Here is a 24,545-nt window from a genome sequence, read left to right as displayed (position 1 = left end):
ACCGGATGAACGGCAGAAGTGCCGCCCTCCGTCCTACCGGCTCCGACCCCGGCGCGTCCGCAGAACCCTCACATCACAGCCACGACTTCCGGCCAACTAGGACGCCGACGCTCCGCATCCGACCCTTCTGTCTGCACGCGTTCAAGAGGGGCGGCCCGACCGGCTCACCCCTTCACCGACCCGGCCAGCAGCCCGCGGACGAAGTACCGCTGCAGGGCGAAGAACACCGCCAGCGGGACGATCATCGACAGGAAGGCGCCCGCGCTGAGCAGTTCCCAGTGGCTGCTGTCGGAACCGGAGAGCTGGGCCAGCCGGGAGGTTATCGGCGCGACGGTCGGGTTGCCGCCCGCGAAGGTGAGCGCCACCAGCAGGTCGTTCCACACCCACAGGAACTGGAAGATGGCGAACGAGGCCAGCGCCGGGGCGCTCAGCGGCAGCACGATCGAGCGGAAGATCTTGAAGTGCGAGGCCCCGTCCACCACCGCGGCCTCCATCAGGTCGCGGGGCAGCTGGGCGATGAAGTTGTGCAGCAGGAAGATCGCCAGCGGCAGCGCGAACATGGTGTGCGTCAGCCAGACCGGCAGGTAGGTGTCCTTCAGGTTGAGCGCCGGGATCACCGTCACCGACCCGAGGTGCGCCCCGCCGGAGAACAGCCGCAGCAGCGGCACCAGCGACATCTGCAGCGGCACCACCTGCAGCGCGAAGATCAGGAAGAAGACCGCGTCGCTGCCCTTGAACCGCACCCAGGCCAGCGCGTACGCCGCCATCGCGGCCAGCACCAGCGGGAAGACCGTGGCCGGGATGGCGATCGCGATCGAGTTGACCAGGTACGGCATCAGGCCGCCGGAGGTGCCGAACGAGTTGTCGAACAGCACCGAGCGGTAGTTCTCCAGCCCGAGGTCGGGGTGGACGAACGCCTCCCACCAGCCGCTGGAGACCACGTCCTCCTTCGGCCGCAGCGAGGTGACCAGCAGGCCGACGGTCGGGATGGTCCACAGCACGGTGACGGCGATCACCAGGGCGCTGGCCAGCGGGGAGCTGAACGCCCGGCGGATCGCCTTGGCCGGCGGCAGGTCGGGGCGGGCCGCCCCGCCGGAGCCGGACGCCCTGCCGGCACCGGAACCGGACGCGCCGCCGGAGCCGGTGCCGACCCCGGAGCCGGAGGCCTTGTCGAAGGTGGGCTCGGCGCTCATCGGGTCGCACGCTCCTTGCGCAGCAGGGCGATGTTGTAGACCACCAGGGGGGCCACCGCGAGGAAGAGGATCACCGCGAGGGCGCTGCCCCGGCCGGTGTTGTACTGCTCGAAGCTCTGCGAGTACATCTCGTTGGCCAGCACCTGGGTGCCGAAGTTGCCGCCGGTCATGGTGCGGACGATGTCGAAGGCCTTCAGCGTGATGATCATGATGGTGGTGAGCACCACCACCAGCGTGGTGCGGATCATCGGCACGGTGACGTGCAGGAACAGCCGCACCCCGGTGGCGCCGTCGAGCCGGGCGGCCTCGGTGATCTCGTCCGGGATGGCCTTGATCGCGGCGGACAGCACCACCATGGCGAAGCCGGTCTGCACCCAGACCATGACGCCCATCAGCAGGAAGTTGTTCAGCGGCTGGGAGAGGATCCAGTTCGGCGGGTCGTCCCAGCCGAGCGCGACCGCGAGCTGGCTGAGCAGGCCGACCTGGTTCTGACCGGCTCCGCGCGACTCGTACACCAGCTTGAAGATGATCGAGGCGGCCACCAGCGAGACCGCCATCGGCATGAAGACCAGCGACTTGTAGACCGCCTGGCCGCGCATCCGGTCGACCATCAGGGCCAGCAGCAGGCCGAGCCCGGTGGCCGCGATCGGGGCGATCACCAGCCAGAGCAGGGTGTTCAGCAGCACCTCGTGGATCGGCGAACTGGTCGCCGCCCAGCCGTAGTTCTTCCCGCCGACGAACTTCGCCGCGTCGGCGTCGTAGAAGCTGAGGTAGACGGTGCGCAGCAGCGGCACCACCAGGCCGGTGAGCAGCAGGACGGCCGCGGGGCCGAGCATCAGGACGACCGCCAGCGGCCGGGAGAAGCGTCCGGTGGCGCGGCCCGCCGCGAAGAACACCGCGAGCAGCACGCCGAGGAAGCCCAGGACGGCGCCCGCGGTGTTGCCGAACTTGAGCGCCGCGTCCTGCCACAGCGAGTCGGCGAGGTGGAGCGCCGGCCCGGCGAGCCGGGAGTCGGTGGGCATGCGGAGGATCCTTCCTCGGGGCACGGGAAGGGCAGCGCGGGCGGACCCGCGCTGCCCTTCGGCGTCCGGTTACTGCGGCCAGGCCGCGTCGATGTCGGCCGCGGTCTTCTGGATGGACTGGCCCTCGGCGAACCAGGCGGTCAGCGCCTTCCACTCGGCGCCGGAACCGACGGCGGCGGGCATCAGGTCGGAGGCGTCGAACCGGAAGGTGGCCGCGGGGTCGGTCAGCGACTCGGCGGAGAGCTTGTCGATCGGGTCGGTGTACAGGCTCTTGTCCACGCCTTGGTTGGCGGAGACCCAGCCCGGGGAGACCTTGACCCGGCTGCTGGCCCACTCGGAGGTGGACAGGTAGTTCTGCACGGCCTGCACCTCGGGCCGGTCGGAGAACGCGGCCAGGAACTCGCCGCCGCCCTCGACCGGGCTCTTGACGTCCGGGTTCACCGCGGGCATGTGGAAGGCGAAGACGTCGCCGTCCGGGCCGATGCTGGTGCCCTGGGGCCACTGCGCGCGGTAGAAGGACGCCTGCTGGAGCATCGCGCACTTGTTGCTGAGGATCGGGGTGCCCGCGTCCTGGAAGGTGGTGGTGGCGATCGTCTTGACGTCGCCGAAGCCGCCGTTGACCCAGGCCGGGTTCTGCATCCAGCCGGCGACGGTCTGCATCGCGGTGGTGATCTTCTCGTCGGAGAACTTCACCTGGTGGCTGATCCACTGGTCGTAGACCTCGCCGCCGTACGAGCCGAGGACGATCTCCTCCAGCCAGTCGGTGGCGGGCCAGCCGGTCGCGGTGCCGGAGCCGATGCCGCCGCACCAGGGCTTCGTCTCGCCGCCGGCGCGGGCGATCTTGTCGCTGAGCGCGACCAGCTCGGTCCAGGTCTTCGGGACCTCGTACCCGGCGGCCTTGAAGGCCTTGGGCGAGTACCAGACCAGCGACTTCATGTTGGCGCTCATCGGCGCCGCGTAGAAGGTGCCGTTGACCGATCCGTACTGCTTCCAGACCGGCGACCACTTGTTCTCGTTCTCGACGGTCTGCTGCGGCGGCTTGACCACCTTGCCGGACTTGACCATCTGGGCGAGCAGGCCGGGCTGCGGGATGATCGCCAGGTCGGGGGCGTTGCCGCCGGCCACCCGGACCGGGAGCTGCGACTCGAAGTCGTTGGAGCCCTCGTAGACGATCTTGATGCCCGTACAGTTGGTGAACTCGGCCCAGGACTTCTCCAGCGAGTCCGACTCCGGCGAGAGGATCGAGGCGTACATCGACACCTTGGTCCCGGAGTGACCTGCGTACGCCTGGTACTTGGCGCAGTCACCGGTCAGTGCGGCGGCGGATCCACCCCCGCCGCCGCCTCCGTCGGAGGAGCTGTTCGAACAGGCGGCTGTCAACGCCAGTGCCAGAACGGCCGGTACGGCGAGCAGCCGGCGGCGTCCAGTGGTCACGGGGGTGGTCAATGCGGTCCTCCTTGCCAGGGCATGGACATGCCAGCCGTGAGACAGAACAACACTGCGCTGTACCGGAGATGTGGATCTGTACCCAGCGATCGCTGGCTCAAAGACGTTAACTCACCGGTACCCCCAGGCCAAGGAGCGCGTTCGACCTTCATCGGCCAGCGCCCCAGTTGTGACCAGTCCGTGCCTTCAGGCCGCCCGCAGGCCGCTCACCAGCGAAGCTTCCGTCGCGCGCTCCAGTTCCGCCAGGTCGACGCCTTGATCGCGCAGCACCCGGACGGCCACCCCGGTGCCCTCGCGGAGCAGGCCGAGCAGCAGGTGGCCGGTCTCGATCCGGCGGGCCCGCTGCCCGGTGGCCGCCCGCAGGGTCAGCACCATCGCCCGGCGGCCGCGCTCGGTGAACCGGGGCCCGCTCCAGCGGGAGCGGCGGGCGGGCGGCGGGGCGTCCAGCGCGCCCGGCCCGAACTCGGACTCGACCGCCTCGCGGACCGCGGTCAGGTCGATGCCGATCGCGGCGAGCGCGGTGGCGTCCCCCTCCGGCCCGGGGCAGCCCAGGGCGCGGAGCACCGCGTGCCGCCCGCCGTCCAGATCGAGGCCGAACCCGCCGAGCACCCGGGCGGCCGGGTCCTGCGGCTGGGCGAGCAGGCCGAGCAGCAGGTGCTCGGTGCCCAGGTGGTCGTGGTGCATCCGGCGGGCCTCCTCGGCGGCCAGCGCGACCGCCCGGCGGGCCTCCGCCGCGAACCGTTCGAACATCTCAGTCCCCTCCCTGTCCGGCCGCCCGTCGGGCGTGCTTCTTGTGCACGGCCTGCCTGGTGACGCCCAGGCAGACCGCGATCTCGTGCCAGGACCAGCCCTTGCGGCGGGCGTTGCCGACCTGGAGGTCCTCCAGCCGGTCGGCCAGGTCGCGCAGGGCCCGGACGGCGCGCAGGCCGGTGGCCGGGTCGCCGCTGCTCGCGTCGGCCGCGAGCCGTGTCGTCTCGCTCATGGTGTCAACATAGGTTGACACGACGGGCGGCGTCAACCCCGGTTGACGCCTGGACGGCGGCGGACCAGGCGGACGGCGGCGGACCAGGCGGACGGCGGCGGACCAGGTGGACGGCGGTGGATCAGGCGGACGGCGGCGGACCAGGCGGACGGCGGCGGATCAGGCCGGGAACCGCTCCGCCAGGAACTCCGCGAAGGTGATCCGGCCCGCCGGGTGCGCGGGCACCAGGTCCCCCGGCGGCACCGCCCGCCCCGGCGCCACCAGGTTCCCGCCCGCCCGCAGCGCCCTCGCCGTCCCGCCCGGCACCGGCGCCCGCAGCACCGGCCGCCGCCGCCCCCGGGCCCGCAGGAACTCCGCCGCCAGCGCCTCCACCGGACGCACCTCGGGCCCGCCGAAGTCGCCCGCCCGCCCGGCCGGACCGGCCTCGGCCAGCTGCGCCACCCGCTCCGCGACGTCCCGCACGTCGACCGGCTGGAACGCCACCCCGCGCGGCACCACCAGCACCGGCGCCTTCGACAGCCCGTCCAGCACCCGCAGCACCAGGTCGTGGAACTGGGTGGCCCGCAGCACCGTCCAGCCCAGGCCGGACTCCACCACCAGCCGCTCGCACTCCGCCTTCGCCCGGTAGTAGCCGAGCGGCACCCGGTCCACCCCGACGATCGACACGTACAGCAGGTGCGCGACCCCGGCGCCGCCCGCCGCCTCCACCAGCCGCCGGGTCGCCGCGACGTCCCGCTTGCCGTTGGTGGTCGCGCAGTGCACCACCGTGCCGGCGCCCGCCAGCGCCGCCTCCACCCCGCGGCCGGTCACCAGGTCGCCCACCGCCCAGCCGTGCTCCCCCGGCGTGTGCGCCTGCCGGCTCAGCACCCGCACCGGGCAGCCCCGCGACAGCAGCCGGCGCACCACGGCGCGGCCCAGGGTCCCGGTACCGCCCGTCACGAGTATCGGCCGCATCGCGTCACCCCTCTGCTCCGCCACTCCCCCAGCCTGCCCGCCGCCGCCGCCACCGGCAGCCCGGCCCACGCACCCGGGGGAACGGCGGCTCAGTACTCGCAGTCCTGGGCCAGCTCCTCCCAGGGCAGCCCGGCCAGGCCCGGCACGCCCTCCGCCAGCCCGGACAGCTCCGGGCCCGGCTGGTACCAGGCCACCACCAGCTGCGAGAAGTCGGCCGCGCCCCGGCTGATCGGGTAGCTGCTGAACAGGCCGACGCAGCGCACCGGGGGCAGCCGCTCCTCCGGACCCATCCGCCCCTGGTGCCCGTCCTCCGGCTGCTCCCGCACCGGCTCCACCAGGTGCACCGGGATCGACGGGTACTGCCGGGCGGCGGCGCCCCGCAGGTGCTCGACGCTCCAGTCGTTGATCCGCCGGTTCGGGTAGCCCTCCAGCATGCCCCCGTACGTGGTGGACATCCTCACCTCGTCGAGGCGGATCGAACGGCCGGAGGTCAGCAGCACTTCGGTCAGCAGCATGCCCGGAGGCTACCGGGCCCGCGATCCGCCCCGGGGGCGTTTCACGTGCCCTCCGGCCACGGGTGGCCGAGCGCCTCCGCGTGCCCGCACCCGGCCGCCTGCAGCCGGACCTCCCGGGGGACGGGGCCGGGCAGCAGCAGGCCGTACGGGCCGAGCGGCGTGCGCAGTTCCGGCAGGTTGTTCCCGGTCCCGTCCCCCGGGCATCGTGCCGCGGACGGCGCGGGGCGCCCACCGCATCGCGGTGGGCGCCCCGGCCGTCGGACGGTGCCGGCGGGTGCGTCAGCTGCAGCCGCTGGTGGAGCCGCAGCCCTCGCAGAGGTAGCAGCTGCCCGCGCGGCGCATCTTGGTGCCGCAGGAGAAGCAGAGCGGGGCGTCGGCGTTCAGGCCGAGGCGGATCTCGGCGAGCTCGGTCGAGTTGTGCGCGGCCGGGGCGGCCTTGGGCTGCTCGACGAGCGGGAGGGCGACGTGCGGCTTCTCCGGGGCGAGCGGGGCGGACTGGGCCAGCGACTCGATGTCGACGTCGTCCTCGGTCGGCTCGTAGGAGCCGGTCTCCAGGTGCCGGGTGCGCTCCTCGACGGAGTGGATGCCCAGCGCGGAGCGGGTCTCGAAGGGCAGGAAGTCGAGGGCCAGGCGGCGGAAGATGTAGTCCACGATCGACTGCGCCATCCGCACGTCCGGGTCGTCGGTCAGGCCGGCCGGCTCGAAGCGCATGTTGGTGAACTTGGCGACGTACGTCTCCAGCGGGACGCCGTACTGCAGGCCGACCGAGACGGCGATGGAGAAGGCGTCCATCATGCCCGCGAGGGTCGAGCCCTGCTTGGACATCTTGAGGAAGACCTCGCCGAGGCCGTCGTCCGGGTAGGAGTTGGCGGTCATGTAGCCCTCGGCGCCGCCGACCGTGAAGGAGGTGGTGATGCCGGGGCGGCCCTTGGGCAGGCGCTTGCGGGTCGGCCGGTACTCGACGACCTTCTCGACGGCGGGGGCCGCGGCGACGACCGGCGCGGGGGCCGAGGCGGCCGCCGGGGCCTTGGTCTTGGCGGAGAGCGGCTGGCCGACCTTGCAGTTGTCGCGGTAGATCGCCAGCGCCTTGACGCCGAGCTTCCACGCCTCGAAGTAGATCTCCTCGACGTCCTCGACGGTGGCGTTCTCCGGCATGTTGACGGTCTTGGAGATCGCGCCGGAGATCCACGGCTGGATCGCGGCCATCATCCGGACGTGGCCCATCGGGGAGATCGACCGCTCGCCCATCGCGCAGTCGAACACCTCGTAGTGGGCGGCCTTGAGGCCGGGCGCGTCGACGACGTTCCCGTGCTCGGCGATGTGCGCGACGACCGCCTCGACCTGCTCGTCCTGGTAGCCGAGGCGCTTCAGGGCGCGCGGGACGGTGCCGTTGACGATCTGCATCGAGCCGCCGCCGACCAGCTTCTTGAACTTGACCAGGGCGAGGTCGGGTTCGACGCCGGTGGTGTCGCAGTCCATCATCAGGCCGATGGTGCCGGTCGGGGCCAGCACCGAGGCCTGCGCGTTGCGGAAGCCGTTCTGCCCGCCGAGGCGGAGCACGTCGGCCCAGGTGTCGTTGGCGACCGCCCAGACCGGGGCGTCCAGGTCGTCCAGCGGGGCGACGGCGGCCGAGGCGTCCGCGTGCTGCTGCATGACCCGGCGGTGCGGGGCGGCGTTGCGGGCGTAGCCGTCGTACGGGCCGACCACGGCGGCGAGTTCGGCGGAGCGGCGGTAGGCGGTGCCGGTCATCAGCGAGGTGATCGCGCCGGCCAGGGCGCGGCCGCCCGCGGAGTCGTAGGCGTGGCCGGTGGCCATCAGCAGGGCGCCGAGGTTGGCGTAGCCGATGCCGAGCTGGCGGTAGGCGCGGGTGGTCTCGCCGATCTTCTCGGTCGGGAAGTCGGCGAAGCAGATGGAGATGTCCATCGCGGTGATGACCAGCTCGACGACCTTGGCGAAGCTCTCCGCGTCGAACGAGTCGTCGTCGCGGAGGAACTTCATCAGGTTCAGCGAGGCCAGGTTGCAGCTGGAGTTGTCCAGGTGCATGTACTCGGAGCACGGGTTGGAGGCGTTGATCCGGCCGGACTCGGGGCAGGTGTGCCAGTGGTTGATCACCGAGTCGTACTGGATGCCCGGGTCGGCGCAGGCCCAGGCGGCCTCGGCCATCTTGCGGAACAGGCCCTTGGCGTCGACGGTCTCGATGACCTCGCCGGTCATCCGGCCGCGCAGGCCGAAGGTGGTGCCGTTCTCCACCGCGGTCATGAACTCGTCGTTCACCCGGACCGAGTTGTTGGCGTTCTGGTACTGGACGGAGGTGATGTCGTCGCCGCCCAGGTCCATGTCGAACCCGGCGTCGCGCAGGGCGCGGATCTTCTCCTCCTCCTTCACCTTGGTCTCGATGAAGGCCTCGACGTCCGGGTGGTCGACGTCCAGCACGACCATCTTGGCGGCCCGGCGGGTCGCGCCGCCGGACTTGATGGTGCCGGCCGAGGCGTCGGCGCCGCGCATGAAGGAGACCGGGCCGGAGGCGTTGCCACCGGAGGAGAGCAGCTCCTTGGAGGAGCGGATCCGGGACAGGTTCAGGCCCGCGCCGGAACCGCCCTTGAAGATCATGCCCTCTTCCTTGTACCAGTCGAGGATCGACTCCATGGAGTCGTCGACGGCCAGGATGAAGCAGGCCGAGACCTGCTGCGGCTGCTGGGTGCCGACGTTGAACCAGACCGGCGAGTTGAAGCTGAACACCTGGTGGAGGAGGGCGTGGGTCAGCTCGTGCTCGAAGACCTCGGCGTCGTCCGGGGAGGCGAAGTAGCCGTGCTTCTCGCCCGCGGCGCGGTAGGTGAGCACCACCCGGTCGATGATCTGCTTCAGGCTCCACTCGCGCTGCGGGGTGCCGACCGCGCCGCGGAAGTACTTGCTGGTGACGATGTTGACCGCGTTGACCGACCAGAAGTCGGGGAACTCGACGCCGCGCTGCTCGAAGTTGATCGACCCGTCGCGCCAGTTGGTCATGACCACGTCGCGGCGCTCCCAGGTGACCGCGTCGTACGGGTGGACCCCAGGGGTGGTGTAGATGCGCTCCAGCCGCAGCCCGGCCTTGGGGCCCTTGGCTCCCTTGGCGGCCTTGTCCGACTTCGACCCTCGTGCGGACCCGCTCGTGGTGTCTGTCACTGCTCCTGCTCCTCCTCCTGGGCAAACGCCCGAAGTGCCCGAAAAAGTCCGGGCACGACTGGTTCGTTCCGTCCGCACGCGGGCAGGGGGGAACCCCACCACTGCGCACGGGTGCTGCTTGGGCAAAAACGCAAAAGGGCACGCGAAGGCCCTGGACGCCCGCTCCTAGGAGACGGGCACCGGTTCGGGGGCGGCAGTCCGCCCGGCGCGCAACTCCGCGATCGCCGCCTCGAAGTCCTCGAGGTTGTCGAAAGCGCGGTAGACCGAGGCGAAGCGCAGGTACGCCACCACGTCCAAGTCCCTCAGCGGGCCGAGTATGGCCAACCCCACGTCGTGGGTGGAGAGTTCGGCACTGCCACTGGCTCGCACGCACTCCTCGACCCGCTGGCCGAGCTGGGCCAGCGCGTCCTCGGTGACCGGGCGGCCCTGGCAGGCCTTGCGCACGCCGGAGATCACCTTCTCGCGGGAGAAGGGTTCGGTCACGCCGCTTCGCTTGATCACCATCAGGGTGGCGGTCTCGACCGTGGTGAACCGCCGACCGCAGTCGGGGCACTGCCGACGGCGGCGGATCGAGCTCCCGTCGTCGCTGGCTCGACTGTCCACGACTCTGCTGTCCTGATGCCGGCAGAAGGGGCAGTGCACCTGGAACTCCCTCCCTGTCCGGCTGACGGCATACAACAGACAACATGCTACCCGAACACAAGACCTGTGCCCGATGGCGAGACTAGACCACTAGATGTTGTGTAGGAAACTTCGCCACGCCGAGTGAACACGCGGTTTCGGGGACAGGCCGCGGGGCGGCGCCATAGACTGTTCGAGTCGAACAAGCAATCGACTTACACCCGGAGCCTTGATCAAGTCAGCCGACCTCGAATAAATTCACTCGAACGTGTGTTTGGCGCAACCTTTCGATAGAGGGGCCAGTTGAGCTGGGCAGATGGAGCACCAGCCCGACGAGAGGGTCGCAGCGATGTCCACCCCCAGCGCCACCGGCGTCATGCACACCGCCGATGCCAAGACCGCCATCCCGGTGCAGGAGCGTTCCGCGCGCACCACTGACCAGGAGAGCATGGACCAGACCATGAGCCGTAGTCAGCCGATCGAGGAAGCCCCGCTCGGCGCGCCCGCCCCCGTCGTCCGCTCCCTCCCCGGCCGCCCCCCCGGCATCCGCACCGACGAGGCCGGCCTGACCGAGCGTCAGCGCCGGGTCATCGAGGTCATCCGGGACTCCGTCCAGCGCCGCGGCTACCCGCCGTCCATGCGCGAGATCGGCCAGGCCGTCGGCCTCTCCTCCACCTCCTCGGTGGCGCACCAGTTGATGGCGCTGGAGCGCAAGGGCTTCCTGCGCCGCGACCCGCACCGGCCGCGCGCCTACGAGGTCCGCGGCGTCGAGGTGGCCCGTCCGGCGGCGGCGGAGACCTCGGGGCGGCCGTCCACCTCGTACGTGCCGCTGGTCGGCCGGATCGCGGCCGGCGGCCCGATCCTGGCCGAGCAGACCGTGGAGGACGTCTTCCCGCTGCCGCGCCAGCTGGTCGGCGAGGGCGAGCTGTTCGCGCTGACCGTCAAGGGCGACTCGATGATCGAGGCCGCGATCTGCGACGGCGACTGGGTGACCGTCCGCAAGCAGCCGGTCGCCGAGAACGGGGACATCGTCGCCGCGATGATCGACGGCGAGGCGACGGTGAAGCGGCTCAAGCGCGAGGACGGCAAGATCTGGCTGCTGCCGCACAACGCGGCGTACGAGCCGATCCCGGGTGACAACGCGACGATCCTCGGCAAGGTCGTGGCGGTGCTGCGGCGCCTCTGACGGGTGCGCCGACGGAGTCCGGTCGGGGACGGGTGCCCGTCCCCGGCCGGACTTCGCCGTTGCTGCCCGACGGGCCCGATGGGGCGGAAAGCCGCGCGGGGGGCCGGAGTTGCGTGGTGTGATCGGTGTACGGCCGACTCCGAGGAGCCGCGCCGCCCCCTCCCACCGGCCCGTGCCCGGCGTCCCGCCGCGGCCGCACACCCCCGAGGAACCGCGCATGAGCGACCTGACCACCCGCCTCGCCCCGGAGCAGCTGCGCAGCGTGTACCTGCGGCTGGTGGCCGACGAGTCGGTCCCCGAGCAGGCGCGGCAGCAGTTCGGCTACCTGCGGCGGCTGGCCACCGACCTGATGGTGGGCCTGGTCCTGGACGGCCCGGAGAGCGTCCGGGTGCTCGACGACCGGGACGTGGCGGGCCTCGGCTGGGGGGAGCTCTCGGCCCCGGGGCGGGCCAACCTGCTCGCCGAGCCGGTGGACTACCACGCCGTGGACCGGCCCGGCGGCGCGGTCCTGCACCTGCTCGGCCACCCGGAGTCGGTGTTCGCGGCCAGCAAGCTGCTGGTGTTCGAGGAGGCGGTCCGGGCCGCGGGCGGGCCCGCGATCCCGGAGGAGGGCGTGCTGCTGGTCGTCCCGAACCGGCACAACCTGCTGTTCTACCCGCTCGCCGACGGGCACGTGGCGGAGGCGGTCAACGCCCTGGCGCAGTTCGGGCAGGGCGCGTACGAGGACGGCCCCGGGCGGCTCTCCCCGCGGGTGTTCTGGTGGCGCGCGGGCGACCTGACCTCGATCACGCACTTCGACCCGAAGACCCGGACGGCGAGCATCGTCCCGCCCGAGGAGCTGATGGTGATCATGCGCCGCCTGGTCGGCGCCGCCTGAGCCTGCCCGCTCCACCACGGACCGGCTCCGCCACGAACCGGTTCCGCCACGGCTCGTTCCGCCACCGCCCGGGCCCGCGCGTGCGGGCCCGGGCCGCTGCCGTCAGCGGGGCCCGGCCGACACCGTCAGCGGGGCTTGACCGGCGGGGCCGCGGCGTCGATCGCGGCGAGCGAGCGGCGGACCTGGTTGCGGTCGGTGGTGTACCAGAAGTCCGGCATGGAGGAGCGGAAGAAGCCGCCGTAGCGGGCGGTGGCCAGCCGCGGGTCGAGGACCGCGACGACGCCCTTGTCGTCGGCGGCGCGGACCAGGCGGCCCGCGCCCTGCGCCATCAGCAGCGCGGCGTGCGTCGCGGCGACCGCCATGAAGCCGTTGCCGCCGTGCGCCTCGACGTCCTTCTGCCGGGCGCTCATCAGCGGGTCGTCGGGGCGCGGGAAGGGGATCCGGTCCATCACGACGAGCTGGCAGGCGGAGCCGGGCACGTCGACGCCCTGCCAGAGCGAGAGGGTGCCGAACAGGCAGGTCTCGGCGTCGGCGGCGAAGGCCTTGATCAGCTCGCCCAGGGTGTCCTCGCCCTGGAGCAGGATCGGCACGTCCAGGCGTTCGCGGAGCTTCTCGGCGGCGGTCTGGGCGGCCCGCATCGAGGAGAACAGGCCCAGCGTGCGCCCGCCCGCCGCGCCGATCAGCTCGGCGAGCTCGTCCAGCATCTCGGGCCGGTCGGGCTCCCGGCCGGGCGGCGGCAGGTGCTTGGCGACGTAGAGGATGCCCTGCTTGGGGTAGGTGAACGGGGAGCCGACGTCGAGGCCGCGCCAGTACGGCGGGGCGTCCTCGCCGGTCTCGGCGGCGGGACCGTCGGGGGTGCGGTGGTCGGGGAGCCTGGTCTCGCCGGGCAGGCCGAGCGAGCCGGCGACGCCGTTGAAGTCGCCGCCGAGCTTGAGGGTGGCGGAGGTCAGCACGACCGAGCGGTCCCGGTACAGGTTCTCCCGGAGCAGGCCGGAGACGGACAGCGGGGCGACCCGCAGCGAGGCGGTGCCCGGGCCGAAGCGGTCGGAGCGCTCGATCCAGATCACGTCGTACTCGGAGCCGGTGAGCAGCCGGTCCGCGGTCTCGTGCAGCGTCTCGGCGGAGGCCATCGCCTGCTTGCGGACGGCGTCCTCGTCGGTGAGGCCCTTGTCGCGGGTCTCGCCGAGCGAGGTGATGACCTGGCGGCAGGCGTCCCGGACGGCGGCCACCGCGTAGCCGAGGTACTCGGGGAGCTCGTCGACCTGGCCGGGCTGGGCGGTCTCCATCAGGCCGTGGAAGTTCTCGGCGGCGGCCTGGAGCGCGTCCACCGCCTTCTCGTTGGCGAGCTTGGCGGCGCGCTTGACGGCCCGGTTGACGGCGCCGACGGTGAGTTCGGCGGTGGCGGCGCCGGTGACGCGGTTCACCAGCTCGTGCGCCTCGTCGATGATCAGCAGGCCGTGCTCGGGCAGGACGGGGGCGCCCTCGATCGCGTCGATCGCGAGCATGGCGTGGTTGGTGACCACGACGTCGGCGAGCTTGGCGCGCTCGCGGGCCTGCTCGGCGAAGCACTCCTCGCCGTAGGCGCAGCGGGAGGCGCCCAGGCACTCCTTGGAGGTGACGGCGAGCTGGGCCCAGGCCTTGTCGGAGACGCCGGGGGTGAGGTCGTCGCGGTCGCCGGTCTCGGTCTCCTCGGCCCAGTCGCGCAGCCGCAGCACGTCCTGTCCGAGCTTGCCGGTGGGGCCGCCGAGCGCGTCGACCGGGTCGAACAGGCCCTCGCCCTCGTCGCTCGGGGTGCCCTCGTTGGCGCGGTGCAGGCACAGGTAGTTGGAGCGGCCCTTGAGCATGGCGAACAGCGGACGGCGGCGCAGCACCGGGTGCAGGGCCTCGACGGTGCGCGGCAGGTCGCGCTCGACGAGCTGGCGCTGCAGGGCGAGCGTCGCGGTGGCGACGACCACCCGGTCGCCGTGGGCGAGGGCGGGCACCAGGTAGGCGAGGGACTTGCCGGTGCCGGTGCCGGCCTGGACGAGGAGGTGCTCGCCCTCGTCGACGGCGGCGGAGACGGCTTCGGCCATCCGGACCTGCCCGGGCCGCTCCGTGCCGCCGACGGCGGCGACGGCGGCGTGCAGCAGTTCGGGGAGGCGGGAGGCGGGGACCGGCGCGGGGGGCTCGGCCGTCTCCGGGCCGCCGGGCGGGGGTGCGGTGGTGTCGTTCGTCATGACGCCCCCCAGCCTACGGGGCGGGGCTGACAACCCGGGACGCCTGGGCGGGCAGCGGCACCGCGGCGTGCAGCGGGTTGTCGACCTGCCCGTGGACGGCGGCGTGCGGGCGGTCGGGCCGGTCCCGGTAGCCGTCCAGCAGCAGCCGGTTGCGGTTCAGGCAGAGCCGGTCGATCCGGGGCGCGAACAGGTCGAACAGCTCGTGGCGGTCGGCGAGTTCGGGGAAGCGCCGCTGGCAGGCGCGGATCTCGGCGCGCAGCAGTTCCCAGAACTCGTCCTCGGGCAGGGCGAGTTGGTCCTCCAGCAGCGGGGCGAGGTAGCGGTAGACGCCGATGAACAGGCCGGAGTGCAGGAACTGGCAGAGGTAGTCCGGGTCCTCCCGGTTGAGCACCCCGGCGATGTCGGCGGGCAGGTCGGCGAGTTCGGCCAGCGGCTGGTCGCTGAGGTTGACGTCGTCGACGAAGTCCTTGACGGCGAGCCGGACGGGGACGTCGTCCCGGTCGAAGACCACGATGGCGTTCTCGCCGTGCGGGGAGAACACCAGGCCGTAGCGGTACAGGAAGTGCAGCAGCGGCGGCAGCATCGCGGCGAACAGCCGGCGCACCCACGCGGCCGGGGCCAGACCGGAGCGGGCGACGAGCTCGGCGGTCAGCGCCCGCCCGTCCGAGCCGGTCTGCAGCAGCGCGGCCAGGGTGCGGGCCCGCTCGCCGGGTTCCAGGTGGCGGCCGAGGGGTTCGCGCCAGATCGCGCCGAGCAGTTCCTTGTACTGGTAGGGCACGTCGGGCAGGTCCCGGTAGAGCGGGTGCTCGACGGTGACGGAGGCGATCTCGCCGAGCAGGACCACCCGGCACTCGTCGCGCAGGTACGGGTCGGTGTCGCGCAGCCGGTGGATCCAGGCGGTGACGGCGGGCGCGGCGAGGGCGCGTTCGGTGGGCAGGCCGCGCCAGACCAGGGTGTTGAGGATGGCGAGCGGCAGTTTGACGGTGCAGCGGTCGGGGCGGCTGAGGTTGAAGAAGGAGCGGATGGACTGCTGGGGCAGCCGCAGGTCGCCGTCGCTGGGCAGCGGGACGATCCGGCCGTCGGCGATCCACGGTGCGAACAGGCCGACCACGGTCTCGTCCCACTGCCAGGGGTGCACCGGGAGCAGGTGGAACTCGTGGGCACGCTCGCCGAGTTGGTCGCGGAACGCGGGGTCGAGCTCGGTGTCGTAGATCGTCGGGTCGCCGCGGAACTCGGCCAGGCTGCGGTGCACGGCGAGCCAGGGCAGGGTGCGGGGCAGCCGGGCCTCCGGGGTCCAGCCGGCCGCGTCGGTGGCGGAGAAGCCGAGCCGCCCCTTGTTGGCGACGATCCACGGGTGGCCGGTCTGCCGGCCCTCCAGGGCGACGTGGTCGAGGTCGGCGAGTTCGGCGGCGGTCAGCGCGGTGGCCCGCAGGTGGGCGTCGGCGATCAGGGTCGCGGTGAGTTCGCGGACGAGGTGGCCGGTGGTGTCGCCGCTCAGCCCGAGGACGTGCCGGGCCTGCTGGAGGAAGCGCAGCGGGTCGTCGCCGCCCTCGACCGACTCCGCCGCGACCCGCCAGCTGCCGTACGCGCCGCGGCGGGCGGTGAACCGGTAGTCGGCGTCCGGGAGCCGCAGCAGGTAGCGGCCGTCGCCCTCGGCCCGCGGGTGCAGCAGTTCCTCGTAGGAGAACTCGGCGAGCAGTTTGGCGAGCAGGTCGCGCCCGGCGGCCCGCCAGTGCTCGGCGGTGAGCTGGGGCGGCAGGTGGAGGGCCGGGTCAGCGGCTGGCTGCGGCACGCTCGGTTCCTTCCTGGGGTCGCGGGAGCGCCCCGGCGGTGGGCGGCTCGAAGGTGGTCCAGGCGGTGCGGCGGGGCAGCGGGTGGAGGGTCTTGCCCGCGACGGCGTTGAGGATCACGGCGGCGCGGTGGGCGCCGAGCCCGAGGTCCGGGGTGCCGACACCGTGAGTGTGCAGCTCCGCGTTCTGGACGTACAGACCGCCGGTGAGTTCCGGCCGGGTGGCGACCCGGTGGTCGAGGTCGACCCGGTAGCGGCCCTGCCCGTCCCAGTCGATCAGCTCGGCGATCGGGTCGAGGGCGGCGGGGCGGACGGCCCGGTAGCCGGTGGCGAGCACCACGGCGTCGGTGCGGACCAGGTGGCGGCGGCCGGAGTCGGCGTGCCGGCAGTGCAGTTCGAGGCCGCCGCAGGGGCCCTGGGCGGTCTCGGTGACGGCGGTGCCGGGGAGGATCTCGACGGGTTCGGCGTCGATCGGGCGGCCGACGGTGCGCTCGTACAGGTGGTCGTGGATCTCGGCGAGGGTCTCGGCGCTGGCGGCCTTGTGCAGCTGCCACTGGGCGGGGACGAGGGCGTCCCGGACGTCGGCGGGCAGGCCGTGGAAGTAGCGGGTGTAGTCGGGGGTGAACTGCTCCAGGCCGAGCTTGGAGTACTCCATCGGGGCGAGCGCCCGGGTGCGGGTGAGCCAGCGCAGCCGGGTGCCGTCCCCGGCCCGGTGGCGCAGCAGGTCGAGGAAGACCTCGGCGCCGGACTGTCCGGATCCGACCACGGTGACGTCCCGGGCCGCGTCGAGCGTGCCGCGCCGGGTCAGGTAGTCGGCGGAGTGCAGGACGGCGGGGTGGTGGCGCAGCGGGGCGAAGGCCTCGGGGCGGGCGGGTTCGGTGCCGGTGCCCAGGACGAGGTTGCGGGCGCGGTGCGCGGCGCCCGCGGCGTGCACCAGGTAGAGCTGCTCCGCGGCGTCCCAGTGGACGGCGGTGACGGGGCTGCCGAAGCGGCAGTTGGGGAGCCGGTCGGCGGCCCACCGGCAGTAGTGCTCGTACTCGCGGCGGGGCAGCTGGAAGCGCTCGCTGAAGTAGAACGGGAACAGCCGCTGCTGCTCGCGCAGGTAGTTGAGGAACGACCAGGGGTTGGTGGGGTCGACCAGGGTGACCAGGTCGGCCAGGAACGGGACCTGCATCCGGGCGCCGTCCACGAGCATGCCGGGGTGCCAGCGGAACTCGGGCCTGGCGTCGAGGAACAGCGCGCTGACGGTCTCGGCCCGGTCGGCGAGCGCGGCCAGCGAGAGGTTGAACGGGCCGATGCCGACGCCGATCAGGTCGTACGGCTCGGGCTGCCGGCCCGCCGTGTCGTCGTGGGAGGTCATGTCGTCCTAGGTAGCGGCGGGGGTGTCGGCGCGCCGCCGGATCATCAGGGCGGCGCGCTTGTCGGGCAGGTCGAGGTCGGCGGCGCGGGTGAACCCGGCGCGGGCGAACGCCCGGACGGAGGGCGTGTTGCGGACGTCGGGTTCGGCGAGCACCCGGGTGCAGCGGGGTTCGCGCCGCAGCAGCCGGGCGGCGACCGCGTCGAGCAGCACGGCGGCCAGGCCCCGGCCGCGGGCGGCGGGGGCGAGCAGCAGGTGCACGCCGAGGTCGTGCGGGCGGGCGGGGTAGTGCGCGGCCAGCGGGTCGAGGTCGGCCCGGTACAGCTCGAAGTAGCCGGTGGGCGCACCGTCGAGCAGGGCCAGGACGGGGCGGCTGCGGCCGTCGCCGTCGAGCTGGGCGGCGAGGTGGGCGGCGGTGGTGCCGGGCGGGCCCGCGAGGGCCCACCAGCGGTCGGTGTCCGGGTCGTTCATCCAGCCGGTGAGCAGGTCCAGGTCCGTGGCGGGCCGCACGGTGCGCAGGACGAGTTCACCGGCCGCGGTGGGTATCGTCCCGGTCTCCGGGATCACGCCCGGGCCACCGGGTTGTCGATCTCGACGTACACCGACTGGGTCTCGACCGGGCCGACGAGTTCGTCCAGGCCGTGCAGCCGGGTGAGCAGGTTGGCCTTGCAGCGCAGGGTCGGCGCGTCCAGCAGGTGGGCGGGCAGCGCGGAGCCGGTGGCGGTCGCGGCGGGGCCGGACAGGAAGCGGCGCAGCGCGGCCAGCAGCAGCTGCTCGTCGGCGAGGCCCTGGGAGCCGAAGGCGCCGATCAGGCCGAGCACGTGGTTGATGCCGAGGTAGTAGGCGAAGCGCTCGTCGGCGACCGGGTCGGGCACGAAGGTGTCGCTGTGCGCGCCGAGGCCGGGCAGCAGGGCGTGCAGCCGGTCGGCGTGCGAGGCGCGGAAGTAGTAGCCCTGGTTGTCGCGGTAGCGGCCGCCCGCGGGCCAGCCGAGGGCGTCCAGCAGGACCAGGCTGTTCTGCTGGTGGGCCTCCAGGGCGATCCCGGCCTGCCCGTCCAGCCAGAGCACCGGCAGGACGACGGCGTCCAGGTAGCGCAGGAACCACTCGGCGGCGACGGTCGGCCCGGGGCGGCCGGTGCGGGCGGCCAGTTCGCCGATGACGTCCGCGAGTTGCGAGCCGGGCCGGCCGACGCCGATCGGCTGCTCGGCGACCAGCCCGGCCGTGCACAGCGCCCGGTCGGCGGGCCCGAACGGCATCTGCCGCAGCACGGTGTCCAGGCCGTTGGGGTCGGCGAGGGCGGGGTGGTCGACGCCGATCCAGGCCGGGTCGCGGACGATGTCGAAGCCGGGGTGGGCGGCCTTCCAGCAGGCGGCCAGGCCGGCTTCCAGCAGCCGGTGCACCTCGGCGCCGCGGTGCAGCTCCTTGCGGAGGTTCTCCCGGCGGGAGTTGGTGATCCGCAGGCCGAGCGACAGCTTGAGCATCCACGGGGTGCCGAGGCGGCAGACGGTGCGCACCGAGCTGGTGGGGTGCCAGGGCTCGCCGTGCTGGCCGAGGTCGGTGAGCAGGCCCTGCTCCAGCAGGTCGGCGACGGCCGGGCGGAGCGCCAGCTCGCGGGCCTGCCAGGGGTGCAGCGGCAGGGCGGCCGCGTCGGCGGGCAGCGGGCGGCCGTACAGCCCGGCGGTGAGCTGCTCGACGGGAGTGCCGGTCGCGGAGTCCCCGGCCAGCAGCGAGCGGTGCACGGCCCACCAGTGCAGCCGGAAGCTGCCGTGCAGTTCCGGGGAGTACGCGGCGGACTGGGCGGGGCCGAGGCCGTCGCGGCTCTTGGGGGTGGGGTGCAGCGGGTGGCCGAGCAGCAGCGACTGCTCGGCGCGCAGGAAGGCGTCCGCGGGCGCGGCGGAGATCGCCCGGCGGTGGGTGAGGATCTCCGCGGTGCGGCCCACCGAGTCGGCCACCCGGGCGGTCAGGTCGGCGAGTTGGCCGGGTTCGGGGCGGCCGGTGGCGCCGGCCACCAGGGCGGCGACGGTGACCGCGTCGACCGGGTGCGCGGCGTCGCCGGTGGAGACGGCGGCGGGGCCGAAGCGGTGCCAGCCGCAGGCGGACCAGTGCCGGACCGGCGCGGACAGCTGGGCGGCGCCGCCGAGCACCGGGATGCGCAGCAGGTCGCCGTCCGGGCGCTCGGCCGCGGTCTCCCGGGCCCAGCAGCGCAACAGGCTCTCGGTGGCGGCGTGTTCGGCGGCCGCGGCCGGGTCGGGGTCCAGCAGCGGGTCCGGGACGGGGTGCCCGGCCGTCGGCCGGGCTGCCGGGGGAACGCCGGTGAGGGTGCTGGCCAAATCCGCTCCTTGAGCCGCGTGACTGCCTTCAGGTAAGGCTTACCTATCCCTCGCGGTCGGGCACAAGATCGGCTCACTCGTTCCGGTGAGTTTCGACCGATCACTCACCCTCAGGTGTGAGCGGAGTGGATCCTGACGGACCGCCACGATCACGGTTCGGTGACCGGACGTCAACAGCAGGGGCACCTCCCCACCGGTACGACGTACCCGGATGGAAGACTGTCCCCGGGGAGACGGTCCGTTACTGGGGGGTCGATGGTGAGGGCACGGAGGGTGGTGGCCCTGCTGTCCGCGCTCGCCGTCCTGGTCGGCGGCGCGAGCGCCTGCACGGCGGGCGGCGACGGGGGCGACGGGGGCAACGGGAACCCGCGCGACTTCGCCGAGTTGAAGCGCTGGGGCGCCGCCGAGTGGGACCGCTGGGCGCAGCACCACGGCTTCCGCAACCCGGTGGTGCCGGGCCTGTGGAGCGCCGAGGAGATGGACCAGGCCCCGCCGCAGCAGCCCGCCCCGGCACCGGAGCCGTCCGCGACGGGCGCGCCCGCACCGTCGACCGCGTCCGCCGCGCCGTCCGGGCCCGCCTCGCCGTCCGCCTCGCCACCCGCACCGCCGTCCGCACCGCCGTCCGCGTCCGCGACGGCGCCCGCTGCGCCGCCGCCGGTGGCCGCGCAGCCGGTGCCGCGCCCGTACACCAGCTACCCGGCCTCCGGGAAGGTGTTCATGACCGCGCCGAACGGCGGCACCGGCCAGTGCTCGGCCACCGTGGTCGCCGACCCGGCGCACCCGGGGCGGAGCAACCTGGTCTGGACGGCCGCGCACTGCGTGCACGAGGGCAAGGGCGGCGACTGGTACCGGAACCTGGTGTTCGTGCCCGCGTACAACAGCTCCGGCGCGGCCAGTGACCACCGGCGGGCGACGCTGGCCGAGGTCGCCCCGCTCGGGCAGTGGTGGGCCGACAAGGTGATCACCTCGCCGCTGTGGACCACCGAGGGCACCCGGGGCGGGGACGCCGCCAACCAGTACGACTTCGCGGTGGTCAAGGTGCACGGCCCGGAGGGCGAGACCCGCTCGCTGGAGGAGGTCGTCGGCACCGCCGTCCCGGTGTGGTTCGACGCCCCGCGCGAGCAGCTGGCGATCCAGGCCTGGGGGTACCCGGCCGTCGCGCCGTTCGACGGGCAGGAGCTGGAGCGCTGCGACTCCGGCCGTCCGGGCTCGCGCAGCTTCGACCCGGCCCGGCCGCCGATGCTGGTGATCGGCTGCACCATGACGGCCGGGGCCTCGGGCGGCGGCTGGTTCGCCGACGGGCCGGACGGCCGCCAGCGGCTGGTCAGCAACACCTCGATCGGCAGCCAGGCGCACACCGCCCTCAACGGTCCCTACCTGGAGGAGACGGCCCGCCAGGCGCTCGCCTACATCTCCCGGAGCTGAGAGACCGCATCCGGTCCGTCTCCGACCGGCTCTCCGACCGGCTTCCCGCACATCGAACACCGAACACCGAACACGGGGGAACAACCCATGACCGATCAGCACCGCGCCGCGCGCCGGATCCGGAGCGCGGCCGCCGCCGCCCTGGTGGCGGTGCTCGCCGTCGGCACCGCCGCCTGCAGCAAGGACGCCGACCCGACCCCGGTCGCCCAGCCCGCCTCCGGCTCGACGGGTGACTCCGTCGACATCGCCGACGTGCAGAACTTCCTCTCCCAGGTGCCGAACTGGAGCGCCGACGACTGGCAGAAGTGGGCCGCGAAGAACGGCTTCAAGCCGGAGGACATCAAGGCGATCAAGGGCTTCTGGGACACCAAGAAGCCGTCCGACCCGCGCGGCGGCGACTCCGTCAAGCCGGACAAGCAGGCCCCGTCCTTCCGCGAGTTCACCCTGCCGGCCCGGATAGCGGCCAGGCCCCAGGCGCACCCGTACAGCGCGGACACCGCCGTGATCGGCCGGCTGCTGTTCGTGAACGCCGAGGGCGAGGAGCACTCCTGCTCGGGCACCGTGGTCTCCGACCCGAAGAACCCGGGCAAGAGCAACCTGGTGTGGACGGCCGGGCACTGCGTGCACGGCGGCAAGGGCAGCGACTACGTCCAGAAGATGATGTTCATCCCGGCGTACAACCGCTCCGGCGCCACCAGCCACGGCAAGTCGATCGACTCCTGGGAGGAGGTCGCCCCGCTGGGCCGCTGGGCCGCCGACGCGATGCTGACGATGCCGCAGTGGATGCAGGAGGGCACCCACGTGGGCAACCAGGCCAGCCAGTTCGACTTCGCGGTGGTGCAGGTGTCCCCGCTCGACGGCTCCCGCTCGCTGGAGGAGACGGTCGGCAGCTCCGTGCCGATCCTGTTCAACGCCAAGCCGACGGACATCACCGCGCCGAAGGCGTACGGCTACCCGGCCGACCCGCCGTTCGACGGCGAGGAGCTGGAGCACTGCGACTCCAACGTCAAGCTCGCCCCGTTCGCCTTCCTGGCCTCGCGCCCGCCGATGCTCGCCATCGGCTGCACCATGACCGGCGGTTCCTCCGGCGGCGGCTGGCTGACCAAGCAGAACGGCCGGACGGTGCTGTTCTCGAACGTCTCGATCGGTGACGACGAGGCGGGCTGGCAGGCCGGCCCGACCCTCGGCGCCGAGGCCAAGAAGATGTTCGACGCCTTCGTCGCCCAGGCCTGAGCCCCGGGCCCGTTCCAGGGCCGGCCGGGAGGCCGGGAACGGCGGACGGGCGGTGCACCCCCGAGGGTGCACCGCCCGTCCCGTTCCGTACCGGTGCTGCCGCGTCAGGCCGTGACGACGGCGTACCGCTCCAGCTCCCCGGCCAGCACGGCCGCCACCTTGGCGTGCAGCAGGGTGCCGTCCGCCGTGTGCTCGGTGGAGAGCAGCTCGCCCTCCGCGTGGACCTTGGAGACCAGGTCGCCGCGGGTGTAGGGGACCAGGACCTTGACCTCCACCGCGGGGCGGGGCAGTTCCCGGTCGATCAGTTCGAGCAGGTCCGCGATGCCCTGGCCGCTGCGGGCCGACACCACGAGGGCGTGCGGCTCGCGGCGCAGCAGGCGCTGGAGGACCAGCGGGTCCGCCGCGTCGGCCTTGTTGATCACCACGATCTCCGGCACGTTCTGTGCCTCGACCGAGACGATCACCTCGCGGACGGCGGCGAGCTGGGTCTCCGGCTCCGGGTGCGAGCCGTCCACCACGTGCAGGATGAGGTCGGCGTCGGCGACCTCCTCCATGGTGGAGCGGAAGGCCTCGACCAGGTGGTGCGGCAGGTGCCGGACGAAGCCGACGGTGTCGGCCAGGGTGTAGAGCCGGCCGCTCGGGGTCTGGGCCCGGCGGACCGTCGGGTCCAGGGTGGCGAACAGGGCGTTCTCCACCAGGACGCCGGCCCCGGTGAGCCGGTTGAGCAGCGAGGACTTGCCCGCGTTGGTGTACCCGGCGATGGCCACCGACGGGACGTGGTTGCGCCGCCGCTCCTGCCGCTTGGTGTCGCGGCCCTTCTTCATGTCGGCGATCTCCTTGCGGAGCTTCGCCATCTTCTCGCGGATCCGCCGCCGGTCGGTCTCGATCTTGGTCTCACCGGGACCGCGGGTGGCCATGCCGCCGCCCGAGCTGCCGGAGCCGCCGCCGCCCATCTGCCGGGACAGCGACTGGCCCCAGCCTCGCAGGCGCGGCAGCATGTACTGCATCTGCGCGAGCGAGACCTGCGCCTTGCCCTCCCGGGACTTGGCGTGCTGGGCGAAGATGTCCAGGATCAGGGCGGTGCGGTCGACGACCTTGACCTTGACCACGTCTTCGAGGTGGATCAGCTGGCCCGGGGTCAGCTCACCGTCGCAGACCACGGTGTCGGCGCCGGTGGAGGCGACGATGTCGCGCAGCTCCTTGGCCTTGCCGGAGCCGATGTAGGTGGCGGCGTCGGGCTTGTCGCGGCGCTGGATCACGCCGTCCAGGACTTCGGAGCCGGCCGTCTCGGCGAGGGCGGCGAGCTCGGCCATCGAGTTCTCCGCCTCCTCCAGCGTGCCGTCCGTCCACACGCCGACGAGCACCACGCGCTCCAGGCGGAGCTGGCGGTACTCGACTTCGGTGACGTCCTGCAGTTCGGTGGAGAGGCCGGCGACGCGGCGCAGCGCGGCGCGCTCGGTCCGGTCGTACTGCTCTCCGTCGTAGTTGCCGAGGCCCTCGTCGATCGCCGCGAGGTCCTCGTCCATCAGGGCTTCCGCCTTGAGGTCGGCGAGTCGGCTGGCGGACTCGCTCGATCGGGTGCGGCTGTCGAACGTGGAGGTCATTTCATCCTTGGGTTGATCGGATCGTGCTCTCGGACAACACGGCGGAGCCGCCGTGAATTCCCCACGATGGTTGCACGCCCGCCGTGCCCGAGTCATCCCTTTTACCAGCCGCCCCCTCGGCCCCGGCGGCCGCCCCCGCCGTCTCCTCGGGCCCGCCGGGCCGGTAGACGTCGTACACGCCGGAGACCCGGAGCATCGCCCGCATCACCGCCGGGAGCGCCGCGGCGTCGGGCAGCTCCAGGGTGTAGCTGTGCCGCACCCGCAGCTGGCGGGGCGGTTCGACCTCGGCGGAGAAGATCGACACGTCCTCGCCGGAGATCGCCGCGGTCAGGTCGGCGAGCAGCCGGGGGCGGTTGAGCGCCTCGGCGTGCAGGGTGACCCGGTAGCCCCACTGCGGGGCGCCGCCGGGCAGCCAGCGGACGGCGGCGGCGCGGCGGCCGCCGCGCAGCATCCGGGTGCCGGTGGGGCAGCCCGCCCGGTGCACCGCGACGGCCCCGCCGCGCAGCACGATGCCGGTCACCTCGTCGGGCGGGACGGGCGTGCAGCAGCGGGCCAGCCGGACGGCGGCGCCGGGCAGCTCCGGCACCTCGGCGGGGGCGGCGGCGGGCGGCGCGGGGGGCGCGGCGGGGG

At 73.1% G+C, this 24,545-nt stretch carries 20 protein-coding genes; 4 read left to right on the top strand and 16 right to left on the bottom strand.

The genetic code is table 11. The features are described 5' to 3' along the window. Positions 1-164: 164 nt before the first annotated feature. From OO57_RS19820 to nrdR, 9 genes are all read right to left on the bottom strand, one after another. Positions 165-1,193 carry a carbohydrate ABC transporter permease gene (locus OO57_RS19820; protein ID WP_081973812.1) on the bottom strand — a complete coding sequence of 343 codons (1,029 nt, stop codon included), beginning with the start codon at positions 1,191-1,193 and terminating at the stop codon, positions 165-167. Beyond that, the gene (locus tag OO57_RS19815; protein WP_033253890.1) at positions 1,190-2,215 is read right to left on the bottom strand and encodes a carbohydrate ABC transporter permease; all 1,026 of its coding nucleotides are present in this window, start codon (positions 2,213-2,215) and stop codon (positions 1,190-1,192) included. The genes OO57_RS19820 and OO57_RS19815 overlap by 4 nt, the downstream gene beginning before the upstream one ends. A gap of 69 nt (positions 2,216-2,284) precedes the next feature. Beyond that, positions 2,285-3,661, bottom strand: a complete 1,377-nt coding sequence (locus tag OO57_RS19810; RefSeq protein WP_033253889.1) for an ABC transporter substrate-binding protein — start codon at positions 3,659-3,661, stop codon at positions 2,285-2,287. Between the two features lie 186 nt (positions 3,662-3,847). Then, positions 3,848-4,411 (bottom strand): Clp protease N-terminal domain-containing protein, encoded by a 564-nt coding sequence (locus tag OO57_RS19805; protein ID WP_033253888.1) that lies wholly within the window; start codon positions 4,409-4,411, stop codon positions 3,848-3,850. A gap of 1 nt (position 4,412) precedes the next feature. Continuing rightward, on the bottom strand, positions 4,413-4,643 hold the full coding sequence (locus tag OO57_RS19800; RefSeq protein WP_033253887.1) for a hypothetical protein: 231 nt from the start codon (positions 4,641-4,643) through the stop codon (positions 4,413-4,415). Positions 4,644-4,802: 159 nt separating this feature from the next. After that, positions 4,803-5,597, bottom strand: coding sequence for an SDR family oxidoreductase (locus tag OO57_RS19795; protein WP_033253886.1), 795 nt, complete (start codon positions 5,595-5,597; stop codon positions 4,803-4,805). Between the two features lie 89 nt (positions 5,598-5,686). Further along, positions 5,687-6,112 carry a hypothetical protein gene (locus tag OO57_RS19790; RefSeq protein WP_033253885.1) on the bottom strand — a complete coding sequence of 142 codons (426 nt, stop codon included), beginning with the start codon at positions 6,110-6,112 and terminating at the stop codon, positions 5,687-5,689. A 279-nt stretch (positions 6,113-6,391) separates the two neighbouring features. Continuing rightward, positions 6,392-9,277, bottom strand: a complete 2,886-nt coding sequence (locus OO57_RS19785; protein ID WP_033253884.1) for a vitamin B12-dependent ribonucleotide reductase — start codon at positions 9,275-9,277, stop codon at positions 6,392-6,394. A gap of 165 nt (positions 9,278-9,442) precedes the next feature. Further along, positions 9,443-9,919 carry a transcriptional regulator NrdR gene (gene nrdR, locus OO57_RS19780; protein ID WP_033253883.1) on the bottom strand — a complete coding sequence of 159 codons (477 nt, stop codon included), beginning with the start codon at positions 9,917-9,919 and terminating at the stop codon, positions 9,443-9,445. 439 nt (positions 9,920-10,358) lie between these two features. Between nrdR and lexA the strand changes: the two genes are divergently transcribed. After that, complete coding sequence (lexA, locus tag OO57_RS19775; protein ID WP_081973819.1) at positions 10,359-11,084, top strand: transcriptional repressor LexA; 726 nt, start codon at positions 10,359-10,361, stop codon at positions 11,082-11,084. A 217-nt stretch (positions 11,085-11,301) separates the two neighbouring features. Continuing rightward, positions 11,302-11,961, top strand: coding sequence for a hypothetical protein (locus tag OO57_RS19770; protein ID WP_158715175.1), 660 nt, complete (start codon positions 11,302-11,304; stop codon positions 11,959-11,961). 125 nt (positions 11,962-12,086) lie between these two features. On the opposite strand, the gene OO57_RS19765 is transcribed toward OO57_RS19770, so the two are convergent. Genes OO57_RS19765 through OO57_RS19745 form a run of 5 tightly spaced genes read right to left on the bottom strand, consistent with a single transcriptional unit; the run spans position 12,087 to position 19,653 of the window. Next, positions 12,087-14,177: an ATP-dependent DNA helicase gene (locus OO57_RS19765; RefSeq protein WP_234337418.1), complete on the bottom strand. Its 2,091-nt coding sequence runs from the start codon at positions 14,175-14,177 to the stop codon at positions 12,087-12,089. Between the two features lie 13 nt (positions 14,178-14,190). Next, a complete protein-coding gene (locus OO57_RS19760; protein ID WP_033253882.1) occupies positions 14,191-15,969 on the bottom strand; it encodes an IucA/IucC family protein in 1,779 nt (592 codons plus the stop codon). Beyond that, on the bottom strand, positions 15,950-17,326 hold the full coding sequence (locus OO57_RS19755) for a lysine N(6)-hydroxylase/L-ornithine N(5)-oxygenase family protein (protein WP_051777982.1): 1,377 nt from the start codon (positions 17,324-17,326) through the stop codon (positions 15,950-15,952). Before OO57_RS19755 ends, OO57_RS19760 begins: the two co-directional genes overlap by 20 nt. Before the next feature lie 6 nt (positions 17,327-17,332). After that, complete coding sequence (locus tag OO57_RS19750; RefSeq protein WP_234337420.1) at positions 17,333-17,995, bottom strand: GNAT family N-acetyltransferase; 663 nt, start codon at positions 17,993-17,995, stop codon at positions 17,333-17,335. Then, positions 17,887-19,653: an IucA/IucC family protein gene (locus OO57_RS19745; RefSeq protein WP_033253880.1), complete on the bottom strand. Its 1,767-nt coding sequence runs from the start codon at positions 19,651-19,653 to the stop codon at positions 17,887-17,889. The genes OO57_RS19750 and OO57_RS19745 overlap by 109 nt, the downstream gene beginning before the upstream one ends. A gap of 276 nt (positions 19,654-19,929) precedes the next feature. Between OO57_RS19745 and OO57_RS19740 the strand changes: the two genes are divergently transcribed. Next, positions 19,930-21,078 carry a trypsin-like serine peptidase gene (locus OO57_RS19740; protein WP_051777981.1) on the top strand — a complete coding sequence of 383 codons (1,149 nt, stop codon included), beginning with the start codon at positions 19,930-19,932 and terminating at the stop codon, positions 21,076-21,078. Between the two features lie 87 nt (positions 21,079-21,165). After that, positions 21,166-22,311 carry a trypsin-like serine peptidase gene (locus OO57_RS19735; RefSeq protein ID WP_033253878.1) on the top strand — a complete coding sequence of 382 codons (1,146 nt, stop codon included), beginning with the start codon at positions 21,166-21,168 and terminating at the stop codon, positions 22,309-22,311. Between the two features lie 104 nt (positions 22,312-22,415). On the opposite strand, the gene hflX is transcribed toward OO57_RS19735, so the two are convergent. Together hflX and OO57_RS19725 are read right to left on the bottom strand one after the other, a co-directional pair. Beyond that, positions 22,416-23,915 (bottom strand): GTPase HflX, encoded by a 1,500-nt coding sequence (gene hflX, locus OO57_RS19730; protein ID WP_033253877.1) that lies wholly within the window; start codon positions 23,913-23,915, stop codon positions 22,416-22,418. 1 nt (position 23,916) lies between these two features. Further along, positions 23,917-24,545 (bottom strand): ACT domain-containing protein (locus OO57_RS19725; protein ID WP_033253876.1); only part of this gene is annotated, 629 nt, incomplete at its 5' end.

It is taken from the genome of Kitasatospora phosalacinea (assembly GCF_000717185.1).
GTDB lineage: Bacteria > Actinomycetota > Actinomycetes > Streptomycetales > Streptomycetaceae > Kitasatospora > Kitasatospora phosalacinea_A.
Note: the sequence above shows the minus strand (reverse complement) of the source record. Positions and strands in the feature narration are given on the sequence as shown.

What these genes read in the sequence shown, in the direction of transcription:
- OO57_RS19820 (WP_081973812.1), bottom strand. Translation starts at nt 1,193, where the DNA reads ATGAGCGCCGAGCCCACCTTCGACAAGGCCTCCGGCTCCGGGGTCGGC.
- OO57_RS19815 (WP_033253890.1), bottom strand. Translation starts at nt 2,215, where the DNA reads ATGCCCACCGACTCCCGGCTCGCCGGGCCGGCGCTCCACCTCGCCGAC.
- OO57_RS19805 (WP_033253888.1), bottom strand. Translation starts at nt 4,411, where the DNA reads ATGTTCGAACGGTTCGCGGCGGAGGCCCGCCGGGCGGTCGCGCTGGCC.
- OO57_RS19800 (WP_033253887.1), bottom strand. Translation starts at nt 4,643, where the DNA reads ATGAGCGAGACGACACGGCTCGCGGCCGACGCGAGCAGCGGCGACCCG.
- OO57_RS19795 (WP_033253886.1), bottom strand. Translation starts at nt 5,597, where the DNA reads ATGCGGCCGATACTCGTGACGGGCGGTACCGGGACCCTGGGCCGCGCC.
- OO57_RS19790 (WP_033253885.1), bottom strand. Translation starts at nt 6,112, where the DNA reads ATGCTGCTGACCGAAGTGCTGCTGACCTCCGGCCGTTCGATCCGCCTC.
- lexA (WP_081973819.1), top strand. Translation starts at nt 10,359, where the DNA reads ATGAGCCGTAGTCAGCCGATCGAGGAAGCCCCGCTCGGCGCGCCCGCC.
- OO57_RS19770 (WP_158715175.1), top strand. Translation starts at nt 11,302, where the DNA reads ATGAGCGACCTGACCACCCGCCTCGCCCCGGAGCAGCTGCGCAGCGTG.
- OO57_RS19765 (WP_234337418.1), bottom strand. Translation starts at nt 14,177, where the DNA reads ATGACGAACGACACCACCGCACCCCCGCCCGGCGGCCCGGAGACGGCC.
- OO57_RS19755 (WP_051777982.1), bottom strand. Translation starts at nt 17,326, where the DNA reads ATGACCTCCCACGACGACACGGCGGGCCGGCAGCCCGAGCCGTACGAC.
- OO57_RS19735 (WP_033253878.1), top strand. Translation starts at nt 21,166, where the DNA reads ATGACCGATCAGCACCGCGCCGCGCGCCGGATCCGGAGCGCGGCCGCC.
- hflX (WP_033253877.1), bottom strand. Translation starts at nt 23,915, where the DNA reads ATGACCTCCACGTTCGACAGCCGCACCCGATCGAGCGAGTCCGCCAGC.